General features: G+C 71.5%; 17 protein-coding genes. 7 read left to right on the forward strand and 10 right to left on the reverse strand.

The genetic code is table 11. The features are described from left to right. Nucleotides 1-155 precede the first annotated feature (155 nt). Entirely contained in the window at nt 156-902 is a 747-nt protein-coding gene (locus ACIHAR_RS20660; RefSeq protein ID WP_365470943.1) for a response regulator transcription factor, read from the forward strand. Between the two features lie 56 nt (nt 903-958). Here the strand turns inward: ACIHAR_RS20660 and ACIHAR_RS20665 are convergent, their stop codons facing one another. Together ACIHAR_RS20665 and ACIHAR_RS20670 are read right to left on the reverse strand one after the other, a co-directional pair. Continuing rightward, nucleotides 959-2,131 (reverse strand): winged helix-turn-helix domain-containing protein, encoded by a 1,173-nt coding sequence (locus ACIHAR_RS20665; RefSeq protein WP_400020888.1) that lies wholly within the window; start codon nt 2,129-2,131, stop codon nt 959-961. An 86-nt stretch (nt 2,132-2,217) separates the two neighbouring features. Then, nucleotides 2,218-2,841 (reverse strand): GNAT family N-acetyltransferase, encoded by a 624-nt coding sequence (locus tag ACIHAR_RS20670; RefSeq protein ID WP_365470949.1) that lies wholly within the window; start codon nt 2,839-2,841, stop codon nt 2,218-2,220. A gap of 283 nt (nt 2,842-3,124) precedes the next feature. Here ACIHAR_RS20670 and secA point away from each other — a divergent pair, with 283 nt between their 5' ends. Beyond that, nucleotides 3,125-5,938 carry a preprotein translocase subunit SecA gene (secA, locus tag ACIHAR_RS20675; protein WP_400020891.1) on the forward strand — a complete coding sequence of 938 codons (2,814 nt, stop codon included), beginning with the start codon at nt 3,125-3,127 and terminating at the stop codon, nt 5,936-5,938. Nucleotides 5,939-6,217: 279 nt separating this feature from the next. Here the strand turns inward: secA and ACIHAR_RS20680 are convergent, their stop codons facing one another. Beyond that, nucleotides 6,218-6,859, reverse strand: a complete 642-nt coding sequence (locus tag ACIHAR_RS20680; RefSeq protein ID WP_400020893.1) for an Rv3235 family protein — start codon at nt 6,857-6,859, stop codon at nt 6,218-6,220. Nucleotides 6,860-7,195: 336 nt separating this feature from the next. On the opposite strand from ACIHAR_RS20680, the gene ACIHAR_RS20685 reads away from it, so the two are divergent. Together ACIHAR_RS20685 and ACIHAR_RS20690 are read left to right on the forward strand one after the other, a co-directional pair. After that, nucleotides 7,196-7,711, forward strand: coding sequence for a DUF6912 family protein (locus tag ACIHAR_RS20685; protein ID WP_400020895.1), 516 nt, complete (start codon nt 7,196-7,198; stop codon nt 7,709-7,711). Between the two features lie 65 nt (nt 7,712-7,776). Further along, on the forward strand, nt 7,777-8,439 hold the full coding sequence (locus ACIHAR_RS20690) for an HAD family hydrolase (protein WP_400020897.1): 663 nt from the start codon (nt 7,777-7,779) through the stop codon (nt 8,437-8,439). A gap of 66 nt (nt 8,440-8,505) precedes the next feature. Here ACIHAR_RS20690 and ACIHAR_RS20695 read toward each other — a convergent pair whose 3' ends face one another. Further along, a complete protein-coding gene (locus ACIHAR_RS20695) occupies nt 8,506-9,072 on the reverse strand; it encodes a DJ-1/PfpI family protein (protein WP_365470963.1) in 567 nt (188 codons plus the stop codon). Between the two features lie 580 nt (nt 9,073-9,652). Between ACIHAR_RS20695 and ACIHAR_RS20700 the strand changes: the two genes are divergently transcribed. After that, nucleotides 9,653-14,599, forward strand: a complete 4,947-nt coding sequence (locus ACIHAR_RS20700; protein WP_400020900.1) for an NAD-glutamate dehydrogenase — start codon at nt 9,653-9,655, stop codon at nt 14,597-14,599. Nucleotides 14,600-15,064: 465 nt separating this feature from the next. Here ACIHAR_RS20700 and ACIHAR_RS20705 read toward each other — a convergent pair whose 3' ends face one another. Together ACIHAR_RS20705 and ACIHAR_RS20710 are read right to left on the reverse strand one after the other, a co-directional pair. Then, entirely contained in the window at nt 15,065-15,904 is an 840-nt protein-coding gene (locus tag ACIHAR_RS20705) for an ABC transporter ATP-binding protein (RefSeq protein ID WP_365470969.1), read from the reverse strand. Further along, nucleotides 15,897-16,814: an ABC transporter permease gene (locus tag ACIHAR_RS20710; protein ID WP_365470972.1), complete on the reverse strand. Its 918-nt coding sequence runs from the start codon at nt 16,812-16,814 to the stop codon at nt 15,897-15,899. Before ACIHAR_RS20710 ends, ACIHAR_RS20705 begins: the two co-directional genes overlap by 8 nt. Before the next feature lie 349 nt (nt 16,815-17,163). Here ACIHAR_RS20710 and ACIHAR_RS20715 point away from each other — a divergent pair, with 349 nt between their 5' ends. After that, nucleotides 17,164-17,790 (forward strand): TetR/AcrR family transcriptional regulator, encoded by a 627-nt coding sequence (locus ACIHAR_RS20715; protein WP_365470975.1) that lies wholly within the window; start codon nt 17,164-17,166, stop codon nt 17,788-17,790. A gap of 423 nt (nt 17,791-18,213) precedes the next feature. Here ACIHAR_RS20715 and ACIHAR_RS20720 read toward each other — a convergent pair whose 3' ends face one another. From ACIHAR_RS20720 to ACIHAR_RS20730, 3 genes are all read right to left on the reverse strand, one after another. Next, complete coding sequence (locus ACIHAR_RS20720) at nt 18,214-19,143, reverse strand: ADP-ribosylglycohydrolase family protein (RefSeq protein WP_400020903.1); 930 nt, start codon at nt 19,141-19,143, stop codon at nt 18,214-18,216. Between the two features lie 133 nt (nt 19,144-19,276). Then, nucleotides 19,277-20,257: a UDP-glucose 4-epimerase GalE gene (gene galE, locus ACIHAR_RS20725; RefSeq protein WP_400020905.1), complete on the reverse strand. Its 981-nt coding sequence runs from the start codon at nt 20,255-20,257 to the stop codon at nt 19,277-19,279. 285 nt (nt 20,258-20,542) lie between these two features. Then, entirely contained in the window at nt 20,543-21,121 is a 579-nt protein-coding gene (locus ACIHAR_RS20730; RefSeq protein WP_400021077.1) for a MarR family winged helix-turn-helix transcriptional regulator, read from the reverse strand. 155 nt (nt 21,122-21,276) lie between these two features. On the opposite strand from ACIHAR_RS20730, the gene ACIHAR_RS20735 reads away from it, so the two are divergent. Further along, on the forward strand, nt 21,277-21,690 hold the full coding sequence (locus ACIHAR_RS20735) for an organic hydroperoxide resistance protein (protein WP_365470987.1): 414 nt from the start codon (nt 21,277-21,279) through the stop codon (nt 21,688-21,690). Between the two features lie 33 nt (nt 21,691-21,723). On the opposite strand, the gene ACIHAR_RS20740 is transcribed toward ACIHAR_RS20735, so the two are convergent. Then, a complete protein-coding gene (locus ACIHAR_RS20740; protein ID WP_400020908.1) occupies nt 21,724-23,277 on the reverse strand; it encodes a hypothetical protein in 1,554 nt (517 codons plus the stop codon). Between the last annotated feature and the right edge of the window lie 31 nt (nt 23,278-23,308).

A 23,308-nucleotide genomic window follows, 5' to 3' on the forward strand; every position in this document is an offset into this window, starting at 1 on the left:
CCAGGGGCACCCGTGTGCGACCCCTTCGCGCACCTCTGCGTCACCGCGTTGTCGTCCAGGCATGGAATCATGGCGGCAACGGCTCAACCGGTGGGCCGTTGCCTTGCGTTGGCGATGGCACAGGACCACGGCCACAGCCTTCAGGGGGAGGAACGATGGCGGACAGCTTCGGACCGATGCGTGACGGGGATGCCGTCGGCGGCGTCGTCGGCATGGGCCCGGACGCGGGTGCTCCCCGCAAGGAGCCGATCAGAGTCCTTGTCGTGGACGACCACGCGCTGTTCCGCCGCGGACTGGAGATCGTGCTCGCGGCCGAGGAGGACATCCAGGTCGTGGGTGAGGCGGGTGACGGTGCCGAGGCGGTGGACAAGGCGGCCGATCTGCTGCCGGACATCGTGCTGATGGACGTACGGATGCCCAAGCGCGGTGGTATCGAGGCGTGCACGTCCATCAAGGAGGTGGCCCCCAGCGCGAAGATCATCATGTTGACGATCAGCGACGAGGAGGCCGATCTCTATGACGCGATCAAGGCGGGTGCCACCGGTTATCTCCTGAAGGAGATCTCCACGGACGAGGTCGCGACGGCGATTCGCGCGGTGGCCGACGGGCAGTCGCAGATCAGCCCCTCCATGGCGTCGAAACTGCTCACCGAGTTCAAGTCGATGATTCAGCGGACGGACGAGCGCCGGCTCGTGCCGGCACCGCGGTTGACGGACCGTGAGCTGGAAGTGCTCAAGCTCGTCGCCACGGGCATGAACAACCGGGACATCGCCAAGGAGTTGTTCATCTCCGAGAACACCGTGAAGAACCACGTGCGCAACATCCTGGAGAAGCTGCAGCTGCACTCCAGGATGGAGGCGGTGGTGTACGCGATGCGGGAGAAGATCCTCGAGATCCGGTAGGCCCGGCCGGTGTCCCGGTGTCCCGGTGTCCCGGTGTCCCGGTGTCCCGGTGGCGGTCAGGCGAGGGCTCGGGTGATCTCCTTCGTGAGAGGCTCGCGCAAGTCCGGGGCGTCGACGCGTTCCACCCGTATGTCCGTGCAGTCCACCCAGCTCGCCGCCTCGACGAGGGCTTGTGCGACCGCCGGGACCGCCTTCGGGCCGTCCAGGGTGACCTGCTTGGCGACCAGGGTGCGGCCCTCGCGGGCCGGGTCCACGCGGCCGACGAGCCAGCCGCCGGCCAGCACCGGCATGGCGAAGTAGCCGTGGACCCGCTTCGGCTTGGGGACGTACGCCTCCAGGCGGTGCGTGAAGCCGAAGATGCGTTCGGTGCGGGCCCGTTCCCAGATGAGGGAGTCGAAGGGGGACAGCAGTGTGGTGCGGTGGCGGCCGCGCGGGGGTGTCCGCAGGGCCTCCGGGTCGGCCCACGCCGGTTTGCCCCAGCCTTCGACGGTGACGGGGACCAGGCCGGAGTCGGCGATCACCGCGTCGACCTGTTCGCCCTTGAGCCGGTGGTAGTCGGCGAGGTCCGCGCGGGTGCCGACGCCGAGGGACTGGCCGGCCAGGCGCACCAGGCGGCGCAGGCATTCGGTGTCGTCGAGTTCGTCGTGCAGCAGGTCGGCCGGTACGGCGCGTTCGGCGAGGTCGTAGACGCGCTTCCAGCCGCGGCGTTCGACGCAGACGACCTCCCCGTACATCAGGGCGCGCTCGACGGCGACCTTGGTGCCGGACCAGTCCCACCACTCGCTGGTCTTCTTCGCGCCGCCCAGTTCCGTGGCGGTGAGGGGGCCTTCCGCGCGGAGTTGCTTGACGACCTGGTCGTAGGTGCCCTCGGGGAGGTGGTGGTTCCAGTGGGGCCGGTTGCGGTAGGCGCGGCGGCGGAAGGCGAAGTGCGGCCACTCCTCGATGGGGAGGATGCAGGCGGCGTGGGACCAGTACTCGAAGGCGTGGGTGTCCTTCCAGTAGGCGTTCTCGACCGCTGTGCGGCCGACGGCGCCGAGGCGGGCGTACGGGATGAGTTCGTGGGACCGGGCGAGCATGGAGATGGTGTCGAGCTGGACGGCGCCGAGGTGGCGCAGGACGCCGCGGACGCCGGCTCTGCGGTCGGGCGTGCCGAGGAAGCCCTGTGCCCGCAGGGCGATGCGGCGGGCCTCGTCTGCGGAGAGCTCTGCGGTGGGGCGCGGGGTCGTCATGCTGCGCACGATAGGGGGTGGGTCTGACAGTGGGGCGTGAGCTGGGGTTCTGGCGTGAGGGGGCACGGCTGGCGGGGGCTTGGTTCTCACCCGTCGGACGGGCTGGACGTGCCCGTGCCCGACGGGCTCGACGTGCCGACGGGCGGGGCGGGCAGGTAGGGGGCCGTCGACGGCAGGCCCAGGTCCGACGGGAGCAGGGAGCCGACCCAGCAGTCCCGGCGTACCCCCTTGTTGTTGACGGCGGAGCGCTGGGTGCCCTCCAGGGTGAAACCGGCGTGTCGCGCCACCGCGCGGGAGGCGTTGTTGCCGACTTCGGCGCGCCATTCGACGCGGTCCACGGCGAGGTCGGTGAAGGCCCAGCGGGCGGCGGTGAGGACGGCCTCGGTGGTGTAGCCGCGGCCGCGGTGTTCCTTGGCGGTCCAGAAGCCGATCTCGGCCGTGCCGAGGGAGCGCATGGCGAGGCTGTTGACGCCGACGAGGGTGGTGGCGTCGGGGAGGAACACGCCGAAGGTGTACAGGGAACCGTCCGCCCAGCCGTCCGGGGCGAGCTGTTCGACGAAACTGCGGGCGTGTTCGGGGAGGTAGGGGGAGGGGATGGTGGTCCAGCGCTGGATGTCGGGGTCCTGGGCGGCGGCGTGGACGGCGTCCGTGTCCTGGGGGCCTACCGGACGCAGGACCAGGCGGTCGGTGGTGAGGGTGACGGGCTGCATCGGCCGATTCTGCGTGGGGGCGCCTTCCGGGTGCCATGTTTTTCGCGGTGTGTGAGCGGATGACCACGGCGGGCGCAATTTCGTTCGCGGGAGGCGGCACCATCCGCGGGGCCCGGCCGTTGTCCTGATGCGAGCAGTTTTTTGACGCCATGCGCGGCAGTGTGCGGTCCTCGTCACGCCAGGCCTCCCGGCGCGGTGGGGTCCTCGCATACGATGGCCGTTGCTCAGTAAGTCAAATGGAAACCGACCGTCCCAGGCCCGACCGGCAAGGAGACCAACCCCCGTGTCCGTCCTCTCGAAGATCATGCGTGCAGGCGAAGGCAAGATCCTGCGCAAGCTGCACCGCATCGCGGACCAGGTCAACTCCATCGAAGAGGACTTCGTCGACCTCTCCGACGCCGAGCTGCGGGCCCTCACCGATGAGTACAAGCAGCGGTACGCCGATGGTGAGAGCCTCGACGACCTGATGCCGGAGGCGTTCGCCACGGTGCGTGAGGCGGCCAAGCGCGTCCTCGGCCAGCGTCACTACGACGTGCAGCTGATGGGCGGCGCGGCCCTGCACATGGGGTACGTCGCCGAGATGAAGACCGGTGAGGGCAAGACCCTGGTGGGCACGCTGCCGGCTTATCTGAACGCCATCTCCGGAAAAGGCGTCCACCTCATCACGGTCAACGACTACCTGGCCGAGCGCGACTCCGAGATGATGGGGCGCGTTCACCGGTTCCTGGGCCTGAGCGTCGGCTGCATCCTGGCGAACATGACGCCGGCGCAGCGCCGCGAGCAGTACGCCTGCGACATCACGTACGGCACGAACAACGAGTTCGGCTTCGACTACCTGCGCGACAACATGGCGTGGTCGAAGGAGGAGCTCGTCCAGCGCGGGCACAACTTCGCCATCGTCGACGAGGTCGACTCCATCCTCATCGACGAGGCCCGTACGCCGCTGATCATCTCCGGTCCGGCGGACCAGGCCACGAAGTGGTACGGCGACTTCGCCAAGCTGGTGACGCGTCTGAAGCGCGGCGAGCCCGGCAACCCGTTGAAGGGCCTCGAGGAGACCGGCGACTACGACGTCGACGAGAAGAAGCGCACGGTCGCCATCCACGAGGCCGGTGTCAGCAAGGTCGAGGACTGGCTGGGCATCGACAACCTCTACGAGTCGGTGAACACGCCGCTGGTGGGCTACCTGAACAACGCCATCAAGGCGAAGGAGCTCTTCAAGAAGGACAAGGACTACGTCGTCATCGACGGCGAGGTCATGATCGTCGACGAGCACACGGGTCGTATCCTCGCGGGCCGCCGCTACAACGAGGGCATGCACCAGGCGATCGAGGCGAAGGAAGGGGTGGACATCAAGGACGAGAACCAGACGCTCGCCACGATCACCCTGCAGAACTTCTTCCGCCTGTACAACAAGCTGTCCGGCATGACCGGTACGGCGATGACCGAGGCCGCCGAGTTCCACCAGATCTACAAGCTCGGTGTGGTCCCGATCCCGACGAACAGGCCGATGGTCCGCAAGGACCAGTCGGACCTGATCTACCGCACCGAGGTGGCGAAGTTCGACGCGGTCGTCGACGACATCGCCGAGAAGCACGAGAAGGGCCAGCCGATCCTCGTCGGTACGACGTCGGTCGAGAAGTCCGAGTACCTGTCGCAGCAGCTCAGCAAGCGCGGTATCCAGCACGAGGTGCTCAACGCCAAGCACCACGAGCGTGAGGCGTCGATCGTCGCCCAGGCCGGCCGCAAGGGCGCCGTGACGGTGGCGACGAACATGGCCGGCCGTGGTACGGACATCAAGCTCGGCGGCAACCCCGAGGACCTCGCCGAGGCGGAGCTGCGTCAGCGCGGCCTCGACCCGGAGGAGCACATCGAGGAGTGGGCCGCGGCGCTTCCGGCCGCCCTGGAGAAGGCCGAGCAGGCCGTCAAGGCGGAGAAGGAAGAGGTCGAGGAGCTCGGCGGCCTGTTCGTGCTGGGCACCGAGCGGCACGAGTCGCGTCGTATCGACAACCAGCTGCGGGGTCGTTCCGGCCGTCAGGGTGACCCGGGCGAGTCGCGTTTCTACCTCTCGCTGGGTGACGACCTGATGCGGCTGTTCAAGGCGCAGATGGTCGAGCGCGTGATGTCGATGGCGAACGTCCCGGACGACGTGCCGATCGAGAACAAGATGGTCACGCGTGCGATCGCGTCCGCCCAGTCGCAGGTCGAGCAGCAGAACTTCGAGACGCGTAAGAACGTCCTGAAGTACGACGAGGTCCTCAACCGCCAGCGTGAGGTCATCTACGGCGAGCGTCGCCGCGTCCTGGAGGGCGAGGACCTGCACGAGCAGGTGCAGCACTTCATGGACGACACGATCGACGCCTATGTCGCCGCGGAGACCGCCGAGGGCTTCGCGGAGGACTGGGACCTGGACCGTCTGTGGGGCGCGTTCAAGCAGCTCTACCCGGTGAAGGTCACCATCGACGAGTTGGAGGAGGCGGCCGGTGACCGGGCCGGTCTGACGGCCGAGTTCATCTCCGAGTCCATCAAGGACGACATCCACGAGCAGTACGAGGCACGTGAGGCGCAGCTCGGCTCGGAGATCATGCGTGAGCTGGAGCGGCGGGTCGTGCTGTCGGTCCTGGACCGCAAGTGGCGTGAGCACCTCTACGAGATGGACTACCTCCAGGAGGGCATCGGTCTGCGCGCGATGGCGCAGAAGGACCCCCTGGTCGAGTACCAGCGTGAGGGCTTCGACATGTTCACCGCGATGATGGACGGCATCAAGGAGGAGTCCGTCGGCTACCTGTTCAACCTGGAGGTCCAGGTGGAGCAGCAGGTCGAGGAGGTTCCGGTCGAGGACGCCGTGCCGGTCGACATGGAGAAGCAGGACGTGGTGCCGGCGCAGGCGAACGGGCGGCCGGAGATCCGTGCCAAGGGCCTGGACGTTCCGCAGCGGCGGAACCTGCACTTCTCGGCGCCGACCGTGGACGGCGAGGGCGGCACCATCGAGGGCGACTTCACCAGTGACGGCGAGCCGGTGCGCTCCGAGGCGGACGGTCTCACGCGGGCGGAGCGGCGCAAGCAGGCGAAGGCCGGGCGGCGCCGCAAGAAGTAGGGCCGAGAAGGCTTCGTAGGGCTTGAGGGCCGGGTCACCCGAGGGTGGTCCGGCCCTCGTGCTTGCCCAGCAGCTTCCCGTCGGCTGCCCGGGTGGTCCGGCCCTCGTGCTTGCCGGGGTCTCCGGCCCTTGCGCTTGCCGGGGGGTGGTCGCGGGCTGCTTCCGCGGTGTCGGGCCTGTTCACGAGGTGTCACGCACGTGGTTCCGCGGTGTCAGACGCCTGCTTCTGCAGGGTCAGGCGCCCGCTCACGAGGTGTCAGGCGCCTGCTCCCCGCAGGGTCAGTCGTCCGCTGGGCGGGAGGCGCGGGGGCCGCCGAGTTCGACGGCCGTGCAGCGCCACCGGCGGTCCGCGCCGAGTTCCAGGCGGAAGGCCATGGCACGCAGGCGGTCGCCGGCGCCGATGCGGGCGAAGGCCTCGATGGCACCGGGGCGGGGCATGTCGTAGCCGATGTCGCGGACGACCGGGCGGATGCCGTGGGTGAAGCGCAGGGGGCCGCGTTCGGCGAGGTGGGCCAGGTCGTCGTAGGCGCGGCCGAGGGTGTGGCGGAGCATGGAGTGCACGGGGCGCTGGCCGGTGAGGACGGCGAGGAGCAGGTCGGCGAAGAGGTCGGTGGGGCGGGGCTGGGGGCGTGGTGGCTGGGTGAGGGGCCTTCGGGGGGTCTGGGTCGGGGCGGTGCGGTTCTCGGTTCGCGGCGTCGTGAGGGGCGTTGGGGGGAGTGCGGTGGTGGTGGGGCGGTTGTCGGTGGGGCGGGTGCGCGCGGAGGCGCTCGGTGATCCCGGTGGGCGGCCGCCGCTGGGTGCGGTGCGGGGCGAGGGGCCGGTGGGGGTGCGGGGTGGCGCGCCGGCGGGGCGGCGGGTGTCGCGGCGGCCGGGAGGGCGGGTGCCGGGGTGGTGCTGGACCCTCGTCATGACCTTGTTCATGGTGTCCCCGTTCGTGGGCGCCCGGTCGCGGCTCTACCGGGCGGTAACTTGCCGTTGCGGATCTTGTACGGGGATGCGTTGGGTGACCGCAAGAAAGCGGAGAGCGTCTGCGGCGGCCGGGGACGATTCACCTATCAGGGTGGCGGCGGGCGCGAACGGCCCGGGGTCGCGGGGGCGTACCGGGTGAGTTCCGCAGGGCCGGGTTGACGGGTCGCGGGGTGCGGGCGGGGACCCGAAAGGGGACTGCCGCACGTATCCTGAAGGCGCTCCGGCGGCGTGGGACCTGCCCTCCCCGGGGCCCGAGCGGAGCCTCCGACCAGGAAAGAGCGGCCCACCATGCGCGTCTACGTCCCCCTGACCCTCCCCGGTCTCGCCGAGGCGCACAAAACGGGGGAGCTGGGGTCCGGGCCGCTCGTCGCGTACGCCGTGACGCCCGCGCTGCGTGAGTGGTACCTCTCCGACGACATCGAGGAGCTGGAGTACGCGGCCCTCGGCCGGGCCGCGCTCGCCTCGCTGCGGATGCTGGCGGCGCACCCGGGGGCGCCGCGCCGGCGCGTCGTCGTCGCCGTGGACGTACCCGACGGCGCGGCCGCGGCCGATCCCGACCGGGGGCTCGATCCCGCTGCGCTCGGCGAGGTGCGGGTGGCCGGGGGCGTACGGCTGGCCGAGGCGGCCGCCGTCCACGTGGACGCCGGGGACGCGGAGGCGGACGTGGCCGCGGCGGCGCAGGCGCTCGCGGCCGCGGACGGCGGCGACGACGACGCGCAGTTCGTGGTGGACGGCGCCGAGGACCACGAGCTGCTGTGGTTCGCCACGCAGGAGATCCCCAACCTCGTCGGCGCCGGGGACTGACCGAGGGCGCCGGGAACGGCCCGGTGCTCTCCTGTTTGTCAGTGGCGGCGGGTACGTTTGCGGGCATGGGGAAGTCAGCGGCGCACATCGTCTGGGACTGGAACGGCACACTGTTCCACGACATCGACGCGATCATCGGGGCGACGAACGCGGCGTTCGTCGAGTTGGGGCTGGAACCGATCACGTTGGAGCGGTACCGGGCGCTGTACTGCGTGCCCGTCCCGAAGTTCTACGAGCGGCTGATGGGCAGGCTGCCCACCGACGTCGAGTGGGAGGTCATGGACGAGGTCTTCCACCGGTACTACGCCGAGCACCGGGTGACGTGCGGCCTCACCGACGGCGCGGCCGAGCTGCTCGCGGACTGGCGGTCGGCGGGCCGCAGCCAGTCGCTGCTGAGCATGTACGTGCACGAGGAGCTCGTCCCGCTGGTGCGCGGCTTCGGCATCGAGCCGCACTTCATACGGGTCGACGGGCGGACGGGGCCGTCCGGGGGCAGCAAGGCGGAGCACATGGTGCGCCACCTCAAGGCACTGTCCGCGGTCGATCCCGAGCACACGGTGGTGATCGGAGACGCCGCCGACGACGCGGTGGCGGCGCTGCACGTGGGGGCGCGGGCCGTGCTCTACACCGGCGGCTCGCACGGCCGGGCCAGCCTCGAGGAAGTCGGGGTGCCGGTGGTGGACACGCTGGAGGAGGCCGTCGAGGTGGCGCAGCAGATGGCCGCGTGAGACGACTGCCAGGCTGTGGGGTGCGGCGCCCCCGCGGGCGCCGCACCGACTGTGATCCCGGGCGGCTCAGATCGCGGGCGCCTTCGCGCGCAGCACGGTGAGGAACTCCCGCATCCAGGCAGGGTGGTCCGGCCAGGCGCGGGAGGAGACCAGCGTGCCGTCGACGACCGCCTCGGTGTCCTGGAAGGTGGCGCCGGCGGTCTGCATGTCGAGCTCCAGCGCCGGATAGGCCGTGACACGGCGGCCGCGGAGGCTGTCGGTCGCGGCGGTGAGGAGAGGGCCGTGGCAGATCTGCGCGACCGGCTTGTCCGCGTCGAAGAACGACTTGAGGATCTTGCGGAGTTCGGGGTCGTTGCGCAGGTACTCGGGGGCGCGGCCCCCGGGGATGACCACGGCGGCGTACTGGCCGGGGTCGACCTCGGAGAAGGCCAGGTCGGCGGGCCAGGTGTAGCCGGGTTTCTCGGTGTAGGTGTCGAAGCCGGGCTCGAAGTCGTGGACGACGAACCGGAGCTGTTTGCGGGTGGGGGCCGCGATGTGGACGTCGTAGCCCTCCTCGCGGAGGCGTTGGTAGGGGTAGAGGACCTCCAGGGATTCCGCTGCGTCGCCGGTGACGATGAGGATCTTCGCGGGCATGTCGGACGGCTCCTCTCGGGCGGGCGGCTCTTCCAGCAACGTGCCTCTTGGGGGCGGCCCTGCCAAGAGGTGGGGTGCTTTCAGAGTGCCCGGGGGCGGGTTCCGCGTCGACTTTTCCCGCCCGCCCTTCACACACCGCGCCCCGCCCGGACCCTGTGCAGAACGTCAAACTTCGACCCCCTGTTTTGTACACATACGGCTCATGACGGGCCCCCGGTGAGGAGCGATAGCCTTGGTGGCGTGATCAGCGCGATATCTCGCGGGGGCGACGTTGCCCCTGCCCTGCGCCCGGTGACCGCGGACGACATCCGTGGCCGGGCGGCAGTCGCTGGTCCTCACGGGCGGGGCGGGGCCGCAGGGGCCCCCGGGACGCCGTGCACACCCCGGAAGCAGGCGGCGCCGAGAGCAGCGTCACACCCGGGGGCAGCGTCGAGAATGACCGATAACCCCCCGCTCATCTCACCTTGCGGCATAGCGTCGGAACCGACCGGAGACCCCGCGTCGCGGCGTTACGTCACAGGGGAAGAGACCGTTTTTCCTTCTACGTCACGCAACGGCGCGCGACAGGAGCCAGAGGACAATGCAGACCAAGCTGGACGAAGCCAAGGCCGAGCTGCTCGAGAGGGCGGCCCGGGTCGCTGAGAACAGCCCGGTCGGGGGGCACCTACCGACCGGGACGACGGGCGAGGGCACTCCGGGGATCCCGGACCACGAGGCCGTGCTCTCGTTCCTCCAGCGCTACTACCTGCACACCGCCCCGGAGGACATGACCGACCGCGACCCGGTCGACATCTTCGGAGCCGCCTTCTCCCACTACCGGCTGGCCGAGAACCGGCCGCAGGGCACCGCGAACGTGCGGGTCCACACCCCGACCGTCGAGGAGAACGGCTGGACCTGCAGCCACTCCGTCGTCGAGGTCGTCACCGACGACATGCCCTTCCTGGTCGACTCGGTGACCAACGAGCTGTCCCGGCAGGGGCGGGGCATCCACCTCGTCGTCCACCCTCAGGTCGTCGTCCGCCGTGACGTCACCGGCAAGCTCATCGAGATCCTGCCGGGCGGTCCCGCCGCCGGACAGTCGGCGCACGACGCGCACGTCGAGTCCTGGATCCACGTCGAGATGGACCGCGAGACCGACCGCGCCGACCTCAAGCAGATCACCGCCGACCTGCTGCGCGTCCTGTCCGACGTGCGCGAGGCCGTCGAGGACTGGGAGAAGATGCGCGACGCGGCCCTGCGCATCGCCGACCGGCTGGAGGACGAGCCCGTCCCCGGCGACCTGGCCGAACCGGAGGTCGCGGAGGCCCGCGAGCTGCTGCGCTGGCTGGCCGACGACCACTTCACCTTCCTCGGCTACCGGGAGTACCAGCTGCGCGAGGACGACTCCCTCGCCGCCGTCCCCGGCACCGGCCTCGGCATCCTGCGCTCCGACCCGCACCACGCCGACGACGAGAGCCACCCCGTCAGCCCCTCCTTCGAGCGGCTCCCGGCGGACGCCCGCGCCAAGGCACGCGAGCACAAGCTGCTCGTGCTGACCAAGGCCAACAGCCGGGCCACCGTGCACCGGCCGTCCTACCTCGACTACGTCGGCGTCAAGAAGTTCGACGCGGACGGCAACGTCGTCGGGGAGCGGCGCTTCCTCGGGCTGTTCTCCTCCGCCGCCTACACCGAGTCCGTCATGCGCGTCCCGGTCGTCCGGCGCAAGGTCGAGGCCGTCCTGAAGGGCGCCGGCTTCTCGCCCAACAGCCACGACGGGCGCGACCTGCTCCAGATCATGGAGACCTACCCGCGCGACGAGCTGTTCCAGACGCCGGTGGACGAACTCCAGTCCATCGTCACGTCCGTTCTCTACCTACAGGAACGCCGACGGCTGCGCCTGTACCTGCGGCAGGACGAGTACGGCCGCTACTACTCCGCGCTGGTCTACCTGCCGCGCGACCGCTACACCACCGGCGTGCGACTGCGGATCATCGACATCCTCAAGGAGGAGCTCGGCGGCATCAGCGTCGACTTCACCGCCTGGAACACCGAGTCGATCCTCTCCCGCCTGCACTTCGTCGTCCGCGTCCCGCAGGGCACCGAGCTGCCGGAGCTGTCCGACAGCGACAAGGAGCGCATCGAGGCGCGGCTGGTGGAGGCGGCCCGGTCCTGGGTGGACGCGTTCTCCGAGGCGCTCAACGCCGAACTCGGCGAGGAGCGGGCCGCGGAGCTGCTGCGCCGGTACAACAACGCCTTCACCGAGGGCTACAAGGCCGACCACACCCCGCGTTCCGCGGTCGCCGACCTCGTCAACCTCGAACGGCTCGACGAGGAGCGCGACTTCGCCCTCAGCCTGTACGAGCCGGTGGGCGCCGGCCCCGACGAGCGCCGCTTCAAGATCTACCGCAAGGGTGAAGCGATCTCCCTGTCGGCCGTGCTGCCGGTCCTGAACCGGCTGGGTGTCGAGGTCATCGACGAGCGGCCGTACGAGCTGCGGTGCGCCGACCGCAGCGTCGCCTGGATCTACGACTTCGGGCTGCGCATCCCCCGCTCGCTCAGCGGCGGCAGCGGCGACCACCTCGTCGACGACGCCCGCGAGCGCTTCCAGGAGGCGTTCGCCGCGACCTGGACCGGCAAGGCGGAGAACGACGGCTTCAACGCCCTCGTGCTGGGCGCCGGGCTGACCTGGCGGCAGGCGATGGTGCTGCGCGCGTACGCCAAGTACCTGCGGCAGGCCGGCTCCACCTTCAGCCAGGACTACATGGAGGACACCCTCCGCACCAACGTCCACACCACGCGCCTGCTGGTGTCGTTGTTCGAGGCGCGGATGTCGCCGGAGCGGCAGCGGGCCGGACTGGAGATCGTCGACGCGCTGCTGGAGGAGCTGGAGGCCGCTCTGGACCAGGTGGCCTCCCTCGACGAGGACCGGATCCTGCGCTCCTTCCTCACCGTCATCAAGGCGACCCTGCGCACCAACTTCTTCCAGACGACCGCCGAGGGCACGCCGCACGCGTACGTGTCCATGAAGTTCGACCCGCAGGCCATCCCCGACCTGCCGGCACCGCGCCCCGCCTTCGAGATCTGGGTGTACTCGCCGCGGGTGGAGGGCGTGCACCTCAGGTTCGGGAAGGTCGCGCGGGGCGGTCTGCGCTGGTCGGACCGGCGTGAGGACTTCCGCACCGAGATCCTCGGCCTGGTCAAGGCGCAGATGGTGAAGAACACCGTCATCGTGCCGGTCGGCGCCAAGGGCGGCTTCGTCGCCAAGCAGCTGCCCGACCCGAGCGTCGACCGCGACGCGTGGATGGCCGAGGGCATCGCCAGCTACCGGACGTTCATCTCCGCGCTGCTGGACATCACCGACAACATCGTCGGCGGCGAGGTCGTGCCCCCGGCGGACGTGGTCCGGCACGACGAGGACGACACCTACCTCGTCGTCGCCGCCGACAAGGGCACGGCGACGTTCTCCGACATCGCCAACGAGGTCGCCGAGCAGCACGCCTTCTGGCTCGGGGACGCCTTCGCCTCCGGCGGCTCCGCCGGCTACGACCACAAGGGCATGGGCATCACCGCCCGCGGCGCCTGGGAGTCCGTGAAGGGGCACTTCCGGGAGCTGGGCGTGGACACCCAGACCGAGGACTTCACGGTCGTCGGCATCGGTGACATGTCCGGTGACGTGTTCGGCAACGGCATGCTGCTCAGCGAGCACATCCGCCTGGTCGCCGCCTTCGACCACCGGCACATCTTCATCGACCCCGACCCCGACGCGGCGACGTCCTACGCCGAACGCCGCCGGCTGTTCGAGCTGCCGCGCAGCTCGTGGGCCGACTACGACACCGAGCTGCTGTCCGCCGGCGGTGGCGTCTTCCCGCGTGCGGCGAAGGCCATCCCGGTCAACGCGCACATCCGCGCGGCCCTCGGCATCGAGGAGAAGGTCACCAAGCTGACCCCGGCCGACCTGATGAAGGCCATCCTCAGGGCGCCGGTGGACCTGCTGTGGAATGGCGGCATCGGCACGTACGTCAAGGCGAGCACGGAGTCCCACGCCGACGTCGGCGACAAGGCCAACGACGCCATCCGCGTCGACGGCGCGGACCTGCGCGTCAGGGTCGTCGGCGAGGGCGGCAACCTGGGGCTGACCCAGCTGGGCCGGATCGAGTTCGCCCGCCGCGGCGGCAAGATCAACACGGACGCCATCGACAACAGCGCCGGCGTGGACACCTCCGACCACGAGGTGAACATCAAGATCCTGCTCAACGGGCTGGTCGCCGAGGGCGACATGACCGTCAAGCAGCGCAACAAGCTGCTCGCCGAGATGACCGACGAGGTCGGCCGGCTCGTGCTGCGCAACAACTACGCGCAGAACGTGGCGATCGCCAACGCCCTCGCCCAGTCCCACGACATGCTCCACGCCCAGCAGCGCTACATGCGCCACCTGGTCCGCGCCGGCCACCTCGACCGGGCGCTGGAGTTCCTGCCCACCGACCGGCAGATCCGCGAGCGCGTCGCCGCCGGACACGGCCTGACCGGCCCGGAGACGGCCGTGCTGCTGGCGTACACGAAGATCACGGTGTCGGACGAGCTGCTGCAGACCACGCTGCCGGACGACCCCTACCTGCGCGGTCTGCTGTACGCGTACTTCCCGACGGCGCTGCGCGAGCAGTTCGCCGAGCAGATCCAGCACCACCCGCTGCGCCGCGAGATCACCACGACTGTCCTGGTCAACGACACCGTCAACACCGGCGGCACGACCTACCTGCACCGCCTGCGGGAGGAGACCGGCGCCTCGCTGGAGGAGATCGTGCGGGCGCAGACCGCGGCCCGGGCGATCTTCTGCTCGGCGCCCGTGTGGGACGCCGTGGAGGCTCTCGACAACCAGGTCGAGGCCGGCGTCCAGACCCGTATCCGCCTGCACTCGCGCCGCCTGGTCGAGCGCGGCACGCGCTGGCTGCTCAACAACCGGCCGCAGCCGCTGGAGCTCGCCGAGACGGTCGACTTCTTCGCCGACCGCGTCGAACAGGTCTGGTCGCAGCTGCCGAAGCTGCTGCGCGGCGCGGACCTGGAGTGGTGGCAGAAGATCTACGACGAGCTGACCGGCGCCGGCGTGCCGGACGAGCTCGCCACCCGGGTCGCCGGGTTCTCGTCGGCCTTCCCGGCCCTCGACATCGTGTCGGTGGCCGACCGGATGGGCCGGGACCCGCTGGACGTCGCCGAGGTGTACTACGACCTCGCCGACCGGCTGCACATCACGCAGCTCATGGACCGCATCATCGAGCTGCCGCGTGCCGACCGCTGGCAGTCCATGGCCCGCGCCTCCATCCGTGAGGACCTGTACGCGGCCCACGCGGCGCTGACCGCGGACGTCCTGGCCGTCGGCAACGGCACCTCGACGCCCGAGCAGCGCTTCAAGGCCTGGGAGCAGCGGAACGCGGCCATCCTGGGCCGCGCACGCGCCACGCTGGAGGAGATCCAGGGGTCGGAGACGTTCGACCTGGCCAACCTGTCGGTGGCGATGCGGACGATGCGGACGCTGCTGCGGACGCACTCGTAGCGCAGGCGGCCGGCCGCCCCGGCTGCACGGAAGGGCGCCTCCCGAGGCATCGGGAGGCGCCCTTGTGTACGTCCGTGGGGTCGGCGGCGGCAGGCACCGGCTACCGTCGCGGCTCCAGGCACCGGCTCCTGTCGCGGTCGCAGGCCCCGGCTTCCGTCGGGTCAGAGTCCCGGCGGGCACCGGCTCCTGCCGTGGCGGGCACCGGCTCCCGTCATGCCGTCGTCCGGGACGCACCGGCTTCCGTGCACCGGCTTCCGTCGTGCCGGCTTCCGTCGTGCCGGCGGTCGGCGTCCGGCGGGCGCCGGCTCCCGTCGTGGCGGGCGGGCACCGGCTGCCGTCGGGTCGGCGTCGGGGACGCGCGGGCTTCGTCGCAGCGTCTTCCGGCGCGCCGGTGTCGGGTGCGTCGGTGTCGGGTGCGCCGGTGTCGGGTGCGCCGGGCTCCGCGTACCGGTCACGGCCTGTCGGCTAGGCGGCGGCCTTCGGGCGCGGCTTCGCCTTCGGCTTGCCGCCGGTGAACGCCTCGTAGGCCTGCATGACCTCCTCTGTCGGGCCGTCCATGCGCAGCTCGCCGCGTTCCAGCCACAGCACCCGGTCGCACGTGGTGCGGATCGCGGAGTTGCTGTGGCTGACCAGGAAGACGGTGCCCGCGTGGGCGCGCATCTCCTGGATGCGCTCCGCCGACCGCTTCTGGAACCTCGCGTCACCGGTGGACAGCGCCTCGTCGACGAGGAGGACGTCGTGGTCCTTGGCGGCCGCGATGGAGAAGCGCAGGCGGGAGCCCATGCCGGAGGAGTAGGTGCGCATGGGCAGCGATATGAAGTCGCCCTTCTCGTTGATGCCGGAGAAGTCGACGATCCCCTGGTAGCGCTCCTTGATCTGCTCCCGCGACATGCCCATCGCGAGGCCGCCGAGATAGACGTTGCGCTCGCCGGTCAGGTCGCCCATGAGGGCCGCGTTGACGCCGAGGAGGGAGGGCTGGCCGTCGGTGTAGATCCTGCCGCGCTCCACCGGCAGCAGGCCCGCGACCGCCTTGAGCAGGGTCGACTTGCCGGAGCCGTTAGTGCCGATCAGGCCGATCGCCTCGCCCTTGTAGGCGACGAAGGAGACGTTCTTGACCGCGTGCACCTTGCGCACTCCCGCCGCCTTCTCGGCCTGCTTGCGGCGCAGGATGCGGTTGAGGGCGGCGGTCGCGGAGCCGCGGCCCGCGCCGGTGCCGTTGACCCGGTAGACGATGTCGACGCCGTCGGCGATGACGGTGGGGACCCGGTCGTCGGTCGGTTCGGTGAGCGTTGCGTTGTCAGCCACGGCCGTACGTCTCCTCAGCCTTCCAGAAGTAGATGAAACCGCCGACCCCGGCGAGCACCGCCCAGCCGACCGCCCAGGCCCACACGTGCGGGGGCAGCTGGCTCGCGGTGAACGTGTCGATCAGCGCGAAACGCATCAGGTCGATGTAGACGGCGGCGGGGTTGGCCCGCAGCACGTCGTCGAGCCACACCGGCCAGTCGCCGTGTCGCTGGAGCAGGTTCTCGATGCTCCACATGACGCCCGAGACGTACATCCAGGTCCGCAGGACGAACGGCATCAGCTGGGCGATGTCCGGTGTCTTCGCCCCGATGCGGGCCAGGACCATCGACACGCCCGCGTTGAAGACGAACTGCAGCACCAGGGCGGGCACCGCCAGCACCCAGGAGACGGCGGGCGGAACGCCGACGATCAGCAGGATGACCACCAGCGCGGCCATGGAGAACAGCAACTGCTGCAGTTGCTGCAGGCAGAACGAGATCGGCAGCGCGGCACGCGGGAAGTGCAGCGCCCGCACCAGGCCGATGTTGCCGGAGATCGCCCGGGTGCCGGCCATGATCGAGCTCTGGGTGAACGTCCACACGAACACGCCCGTGACCAGGAACGGGATGTAGTCCGGCACGCCGTTCTTGGTGCCCAGCAGGACGCCGAAGATGAAGTAGTACACGGCCGCGTTGAGCAGCGGGGTCATGACCTGCCAGACCTGGCCCAGCTTCGCCTGGCTGTACGTCGCGGTGAGCTTGGCGGTGGCGAACGCGCTGATGAAGTGGCGGCGCGCCCACAGCTGGCGGATGTACTGCGGCAGGGACGGGCGGGCGCCGCTGACCGTCAGGCCGTGCCGGGCCGCGAGGGCCGCGAGGTCTTCGTGGACCTCGGGCCGCGTCCGGGGCGGTGTGGGGAGGACCTGGCTCACATCCGCTGCTTTCACTCGGGGGTGGGGGTGCGTGCGTCCGGCGTGCGGCCGTCGCCACGGCGTTTTCTTACGCTTCTCTTCACGTTCTCTTACGTCGGGACGGGACCGTATCGTCGCAACGTGAGCGTAGGCCGAACAGGCGTCGGAACGCAACCGTTTCGTCGTCACGGCGGCGTGTTTTCGTTGCGGGGCCGAGACCGTTTCGTCGTGCGGGCGAGACCGGTTCGTCCCGAGGGTGAGACCCTTCCGTCGCCGCGTCGAGACCGTCGTGTCTCTGGGCGGGCGGCTGCCCGTCGCCCGCCCGCGTGGGGACGGGTCCGTTTCGTCGCAACGCCCTATGCTGGGCCGCATGACGACGAACGCCGACGGGCCCCAGACGCGTCCGCGCCGCCGGACCCCCGCGGGAGCGGCCGTCCTGCGGGAGGACGTGACGGAAGCCATCCGGGCGGCCGTGTTCGAGGAGCTCGCGACCGTCGGCTACGCGCGGATGTCCATCGAGGGCATCGCCCGGCGCGCCGGCGTGGGCAAGACCGCGGTGTACCGGCGCTGGCGCTCCAAGCTGCACCTGGTCCTGGACATCGTCTCGGCGATCGCCGTGCAGGGCCTGCCGGCGCCGGACACGGGGAGCCTGGAGGGCGACCTGCGGGTGCTGTACGAGGTGACGTCACGGGCGCTGTGGCATCCGGTGGCCTCGCAGATCGTCCCGGACCTCCAGGCCGAGGCGGCCCGCAACCCCGAGATCGCCGAGGCGATGCAGAAGGCGCTGCGGGACGGGCAGGAGGGCGTGGCTCTCAAGATCGTCGCGGCCGCGGCTCAGCGCGGTGAGGTGAGCGAGGACCTCGACGACGAACTGGCCCTCGACCTGATCTCGGGTCCGCTGTACTGGCGCTCGGTGGTGCTCCGCACCCGGAAGCCGCCCCGGGGGTACCTGGATTCCCTGGCACGGGCGACGGCCGCGGCGATCAAGGCACTCTGACCCGGAACGCACGCCGCACCCAGATCTTCACGCATCCAGCCGCCGCGCCCCGGCCGTCACGCGCCCGCCGCTGGTCACGCCCCCAGTCGCCGCGCCGCGGTCGTCGCGCCCACCGGTGGCCACGCACCCCAGCCGCCACAGCCCCGGCCGTCGCGCGCCCGCCGCTGGTCACGCCCCCAGTCGCGGCGCCGCGGTCGTCGCGCCCACCGGTGGCCACGCACCCCAGCCGCCACAGCCCCGGCCGTCGCGCGGCCGCCGCTGGTCACGCCCCCAGTCGCCGCGCCCCGGTCGCCGCGCCCACCGGTGGCCACGCACCCCAGCCGCCGCGCCCTGGCCCTCACACCCCCAGCTGCCGCGCCCCGGCCCTCAGATACCCGTCCGCAGCGCCCCGGCCCTCACACCCCCCGTCGCGCGCCCCGGTCGTCACGCGCCCAGCCGCCGCGCCAGCTCGCTCAGGTCGTCGGCGTGCAGCACCCGGTCGCCGAAGCCGGGCAGGGGGACGTGGAGGACCCGGCTCCACCGCTCGGGAACGGCCGCCGCGCCGTACACCGCGCCGGCCAGGCCGCCGGTGACCGCGCCGACGGTGTCCGTGTCGCCCCCGAGGTCGACGGCGGCGCGCACGGCGTCCTCGTAGGAGCCGGTGGTGCGCAGGGCCCACACGGCGGATCCGAGGCAGGGCCAGACGGCTCCGTTGAACTCGGTGGCCAGATCGGGGTGCCAGTCGGGGGCGAGGACCGTCGCGTAGCGCGTCCGGTGGTCGGGGTGGACCTCGGCCAGGACCTCGGGGAGCGCGGCCAGCGGGTCGGACCCCGACAGGGCGATGCGCAGCAGCTCGTGCAGGATCGCCGTGCCCTCCCAGGCCGCGCGGTCGCCGTGGGTGAGGGCGGCGAGCCGGCGGGCGGCGTCCATGGTGGCGGCGCGGCCCTGGTGGGCGAAGTGCACGGCGGAGGTGGCGGCCCGCATCAGTGAGCCGTTGCCCGCCGCCCGTTGGCTGCTCTGGAAGTGGAGGGCGGCGGCCAGGTCCCACGGATCGCCGCTGCCGAGGACCGCCTCGGTCTGGAGGCCGATGTCCTTGGGCTCGGCGGCCGCCCACCGCCGGAACCGCCGGAAGACGTCCGCCGGGTCCAGCCCGCCGCACTCCAGCAGGGACTGACCAACCAGCACCGCCATCTGCGTGTCGTCGGTCGCCTCGCCCGGGTCCCAGCCGCCGCCCCCGCACATCTCGCCGCCGTGGCCGGCCGACGGGAAGCGGGCCGAGAAGGCGCCCTCCGGCCCGAACTCGAAGGGCGCGCCCAGCGCGTCCCCCACGGCGGATCCGACGACGGCGCCCACGGCACGTTCGGGATCGATCATCCTGGCAGCCTACGAGCCGGCTCCCCCCCCCGGTACGGCTTCGGGTCGGCCCGTCCCGTCCTGGAAGTCCCCGACCGCTCCGGTGCCGTCCGCGCCGGCCCGGGCCTTGCCCGCCGCGCGCGGTGCTCCCGGGTTACGACCGGGCCGCCTCCGGGTGCAGGCGTACCCAGCCCTCCCAGGCCGACGTGATCATGTCCTGGACGTCGTGCTTGGCCTTCCAGCCCAGCTCGGTGGCGATGCGGTCGGCGGAGGCGACCACGCGGGCCGGGTCGCCGGGGCGGCGCGGGGTGACGGTCGGGGCGCGGTCGTAGCCGGTGACGGCGTTGACGAGGTCGATCATCTCGCGGACGGAGACCCCCTCGCCGCGGCCGATGTTGAGGGTCAGGGAGTGGCCCGGCGACGTCTGGAGCGCGCGGGCCGCGGCGACGTGCGCCTCCGCCAGGTCCACCACGTGGATGTAGTCGCGCACGCAGGTGCCGTCCGGGGTCGGGTAGTCGTCGCCGAAGATGCGCGGCGGCGCGTTCTGGGTGAGGCGTTCGAAGACCATCGGGACGAGGTTGGAGACGCCGACGTCCGCCAGTTCCGGGCTCGCCGCGCCGGCCACGTTGAAGTAGCGCAGGGAGGCGGTGGACAGGCCGGTGGCCCGGCCGGTCGCGCGGACCAGCCACTCGCCGGCCAGCTTGGTCTCGCCGTAGGGGGACATCGGCACGCAGGGCGTCTCCTCGGTGACGAGGTCGACGTCCGGCATGCCGTAGACGGCGGCCGAGGAGGAGAAGACGAACGACGGGACCCCGGCCTCGGTGACCGCTTCCAGGAGGACCCTGAGACCCTCCACGTTCTCCCGGTAGTACTCCAGGGGCTGGTCCACCGACTCGCCGACCTGCTTCTTCGCCGCCAGGTGGACGACGCCGGTGACGGAGTGCTCGGCGAGTGCGCGGTCCATCAGCGCCCTGTCCAGCGTGGAGCCCACCACCAGCGGCACGTCGGCGGGCACGCGGTCGGCGAGGCCCGACGACATGTCGTCGAAGACCACCGCCCGCTCGCCGGACTCGGTCATCGCCCGTACGACGTGCGCCCCGATGTAACCGGCGCCGCCTGTGATCAGCCAGGTCATCCCGTGATCCCCCTCCTCGGTTGGCGGTTCGTCTCACAGTGAAGCAGGCGCCGGGCTCGCCCGCAGACACTGTGCACAACGTTCCGTGCCCGTTCGGATACGGACCGTTCCGCCCCGCTCCCGACGGGTGAGGGGCGGGGTGGGCGCTGTGGCCGGCGGGTCGTCGCGGGGGCGACCGTCAGGGCGGCGCCGCCCCACGTGCAGCTTACGACGTCCGCGGACCGGGCCGGACGGGCCGCCGTGTCAGTGACCTGCGCCTTCTGTGCGCGCCGGCCCGTCCTCGCCTCACCCGCGGGCCCCGCATGCCGCGCCCTTCTCCCCGCCTTCGTCCGCGTCCTCGGTCCCCGCCGCCGTCGCGGCCGCGTCCAGGGCGACGGTGAGGCGGTCGAGGCGTTCGCGCAGTTCGCCGATCTCCTCCAGGTCGAAGCCCGTGGCGGTGAGGATCCGGCGGGGCACCCGCAGGGCCCGCTCGCGCAGGGCCGTGCCCTCCTCGGTGAGCCGGACGTCCACCGAGCGCTCGTCGCGGGCGCTGCGCTCGCGGCGCACCAGCCCGGCCGCCTCCAGGCGCTTCAGCAGCGGCGAGAGCGTGCCGGAGTCCAGGCGCAGGTGTTCGCCCAGCTTCTTGACGGGCAGCTCCCCCTCCTCCCACAGGACCAGCATCACCAGGTACTGCGGGTAGGTCAGCCCGAGGTCCTTGAGGATCACGCGGTAGACGCCGTTGAAGGCGCGCGAGGCCGCGTGCAGGGAGAAGCAGATCTGGCGGTCGAGGCGGAGCCAGTTCTCCTCGGATGCGGGGGCGGACGCGGAGGCGGAGACGGTGGTGGATGCGGATGCGGCAGGGCCGGCGGCAGCACCGGTCGACATCGGGGTCATGCCTCTAGGGTAGCTCCAGCGAGCCATTTGATTGTGTGCAACTGAATTGTGTGCTCTACTTATCTGCGTGAGGCGGCCCGGACACGGATCGACGTGCGAGGGCCGGCCACCCCCGACACCCGTTTTCCGAGAGGGATGGTTCAACCATGGACGCGCTCTACACCGCAGTCGCCACCGCCACCCACGGCCGCGAGGGCCGCGCCGTCTCCTCCGACGGCAAGATCGACCTCGCGCTGGCCATGCCCGTGGAGCTGGGCGGCGACGGTCAGGGCACCAACCCCGAGCAGCTCTTCGCCGCCGGGTACGCGGCCTGCTTCGGCAGCGCCCTCGGCCTGGTCGGCAGGCAGGCGAAGGTCGACGTCAGCGACGCCGCCGTGACCGCCGAGGTCGGCATCGGCAAGCAGGGCGAGGGCTTCGGCCTCAAGGTCGCCCTCCGGGTCGAGCTGCCGGACACCGTGGACCAGGAGACCGGCCGCAAGCTGGTCGAGCAGGCCCACCAGGTCTGCCCCTACTCCAACGCCACCCGCGGCAACATCGAGGTCGACCTCGTCATCGAGTAGCCCCCGGGGCCTGCCTCCCGGATGACGGGACACTCACCCGACCCGCGCCAGCACCTCACCCGTCCGCCGGCTCCACGCGACCACCACCGCCTCCTCGGGCACCGGCCGCCAGCGTGTCAGCAGCAGCCAGCGGACGTGGTGGCGGCGGACGATCGCCGACCGCTCGGCGCGGGTCGACGCGGGGGAGAGGTAGGCCCGCACGTCGGCGAGCCGCCGCAGCCGCTCCCGCTCCTCCAGCGCGGCGTCCGGCCAGGCCGGCGCGGCGAGGTTCGGCCCGTACCCGGCGATCGCGTGGACGGCGTAGTACCCGTCGGTGATCACCACCTCGCCCGGCCGGATGTGCCGCGCGGCCCAGTCGTAGGAGGGCCAGCGCGGCGGCTGCTCGAAGCCGACCGGATCCACCGTGCGCGGTACGACCGCCCCGGCGTGCACGGTGAGGAAGCCCAGGCAGGCCGCGCCCGCCCCGACCGCCCCCAGCACCCGACGCCCCGAGCCCCACGGCCGGGGCGCCGCCAGTTCCACCGCGAGCGCGAACTGCGGCGCCACGAGGGTGAGGCCGAGGATCCGCCCGTAGGTGTAGTGGCCGCTGACCCAGCCGTACGCCACCACCAGGCAGTCGAGGGCGCACATCAGCACCAGCGGATCGCGCGCCGAGCGCCGCCCGCGCAGCCACAGCGCCGGCAGCGCCAGCAGCGCCAGCCCGAAGTGGCCCAGGAGCCCCTCGTACAGCCGCCGGTGCATCGCGTCCACGCTGTCGTCCCCGGCCAGCGCGAGGACGTCGAAGTACGGCCACGCCGCCGCGACCAGCAGCGCCACGGCGCCCACGACCGCCCACCGCAGCACCACCGCGGGCCGCCGTCCGCGCTGCCACCCCACGACGAAGGCGGCGCCCCCGGTCACCGCCGCGACCGACGTGATCGGATGCACCAGCAGGATCACCCCGTACAGCGCGCCCAGCCCCGCGTACCCGGTGAAGCCGCGCAGCCCGGCCGGCCCCACGAACCGCACCCGGCGTGCGTCACGCGCGCGTGCCGCCGTCAGGGCCCACGCCCAGAAGGCGAGCCCGATCGCGAAGGTCGAGGGGTAGCCGAGGTTGCCGGTCATCGACATCAGGCCGAGGAAACCGCTCCACCAGGCCCGTTCCGTGCCCCAGAGCAGCGTCATCGCGGCCACGGCGAACACCGGCGCCCACGGCCGGGGCGTCAACGCGCGCGTGAAGCGGCCGATCCCGGTCAGCAGCACCAGCAGGTTCAGCGGCCCGGCGACCCGCACCACCTCCCAGCCCGTCAGCCCGGTCAGCCGGGCGAACGCACCCGCGGCCACCGCGTACGGCGAGTAGTAGGGGCTGCCCGCGCCCGGGAGGTCCGCGGTCGGATGGCGCGGGTCGAGCAGGTCGGCCTTGAGCCGCTCGACCACTGCCGCGTGCTGCCCCGCGTCGCAGCACAGCGGCACCCGCCAGTACGCCAGCGACATCACCAGCCAGAACAGGAACCCGAAGACCTGGTACGGCGTCGGACGCCACGCGCGCCCGCCGCGCAGCGCCGTCGCACCGCGCAGGGTGCGCCGGGTGAGGACGCCGACGCTCATCGGGCCGGGAGGAGCCGGGACAGGAGAGGCA

The sequence above is a fragment of the Streptomyces sp. NPDC052016 genome (genome assembly GCF_044548445.1).
GTDB lineage: Bacteria > Actinomycetota > Actinomycetes > Streptomycetales > Streptomycetaceae > Streptomyces.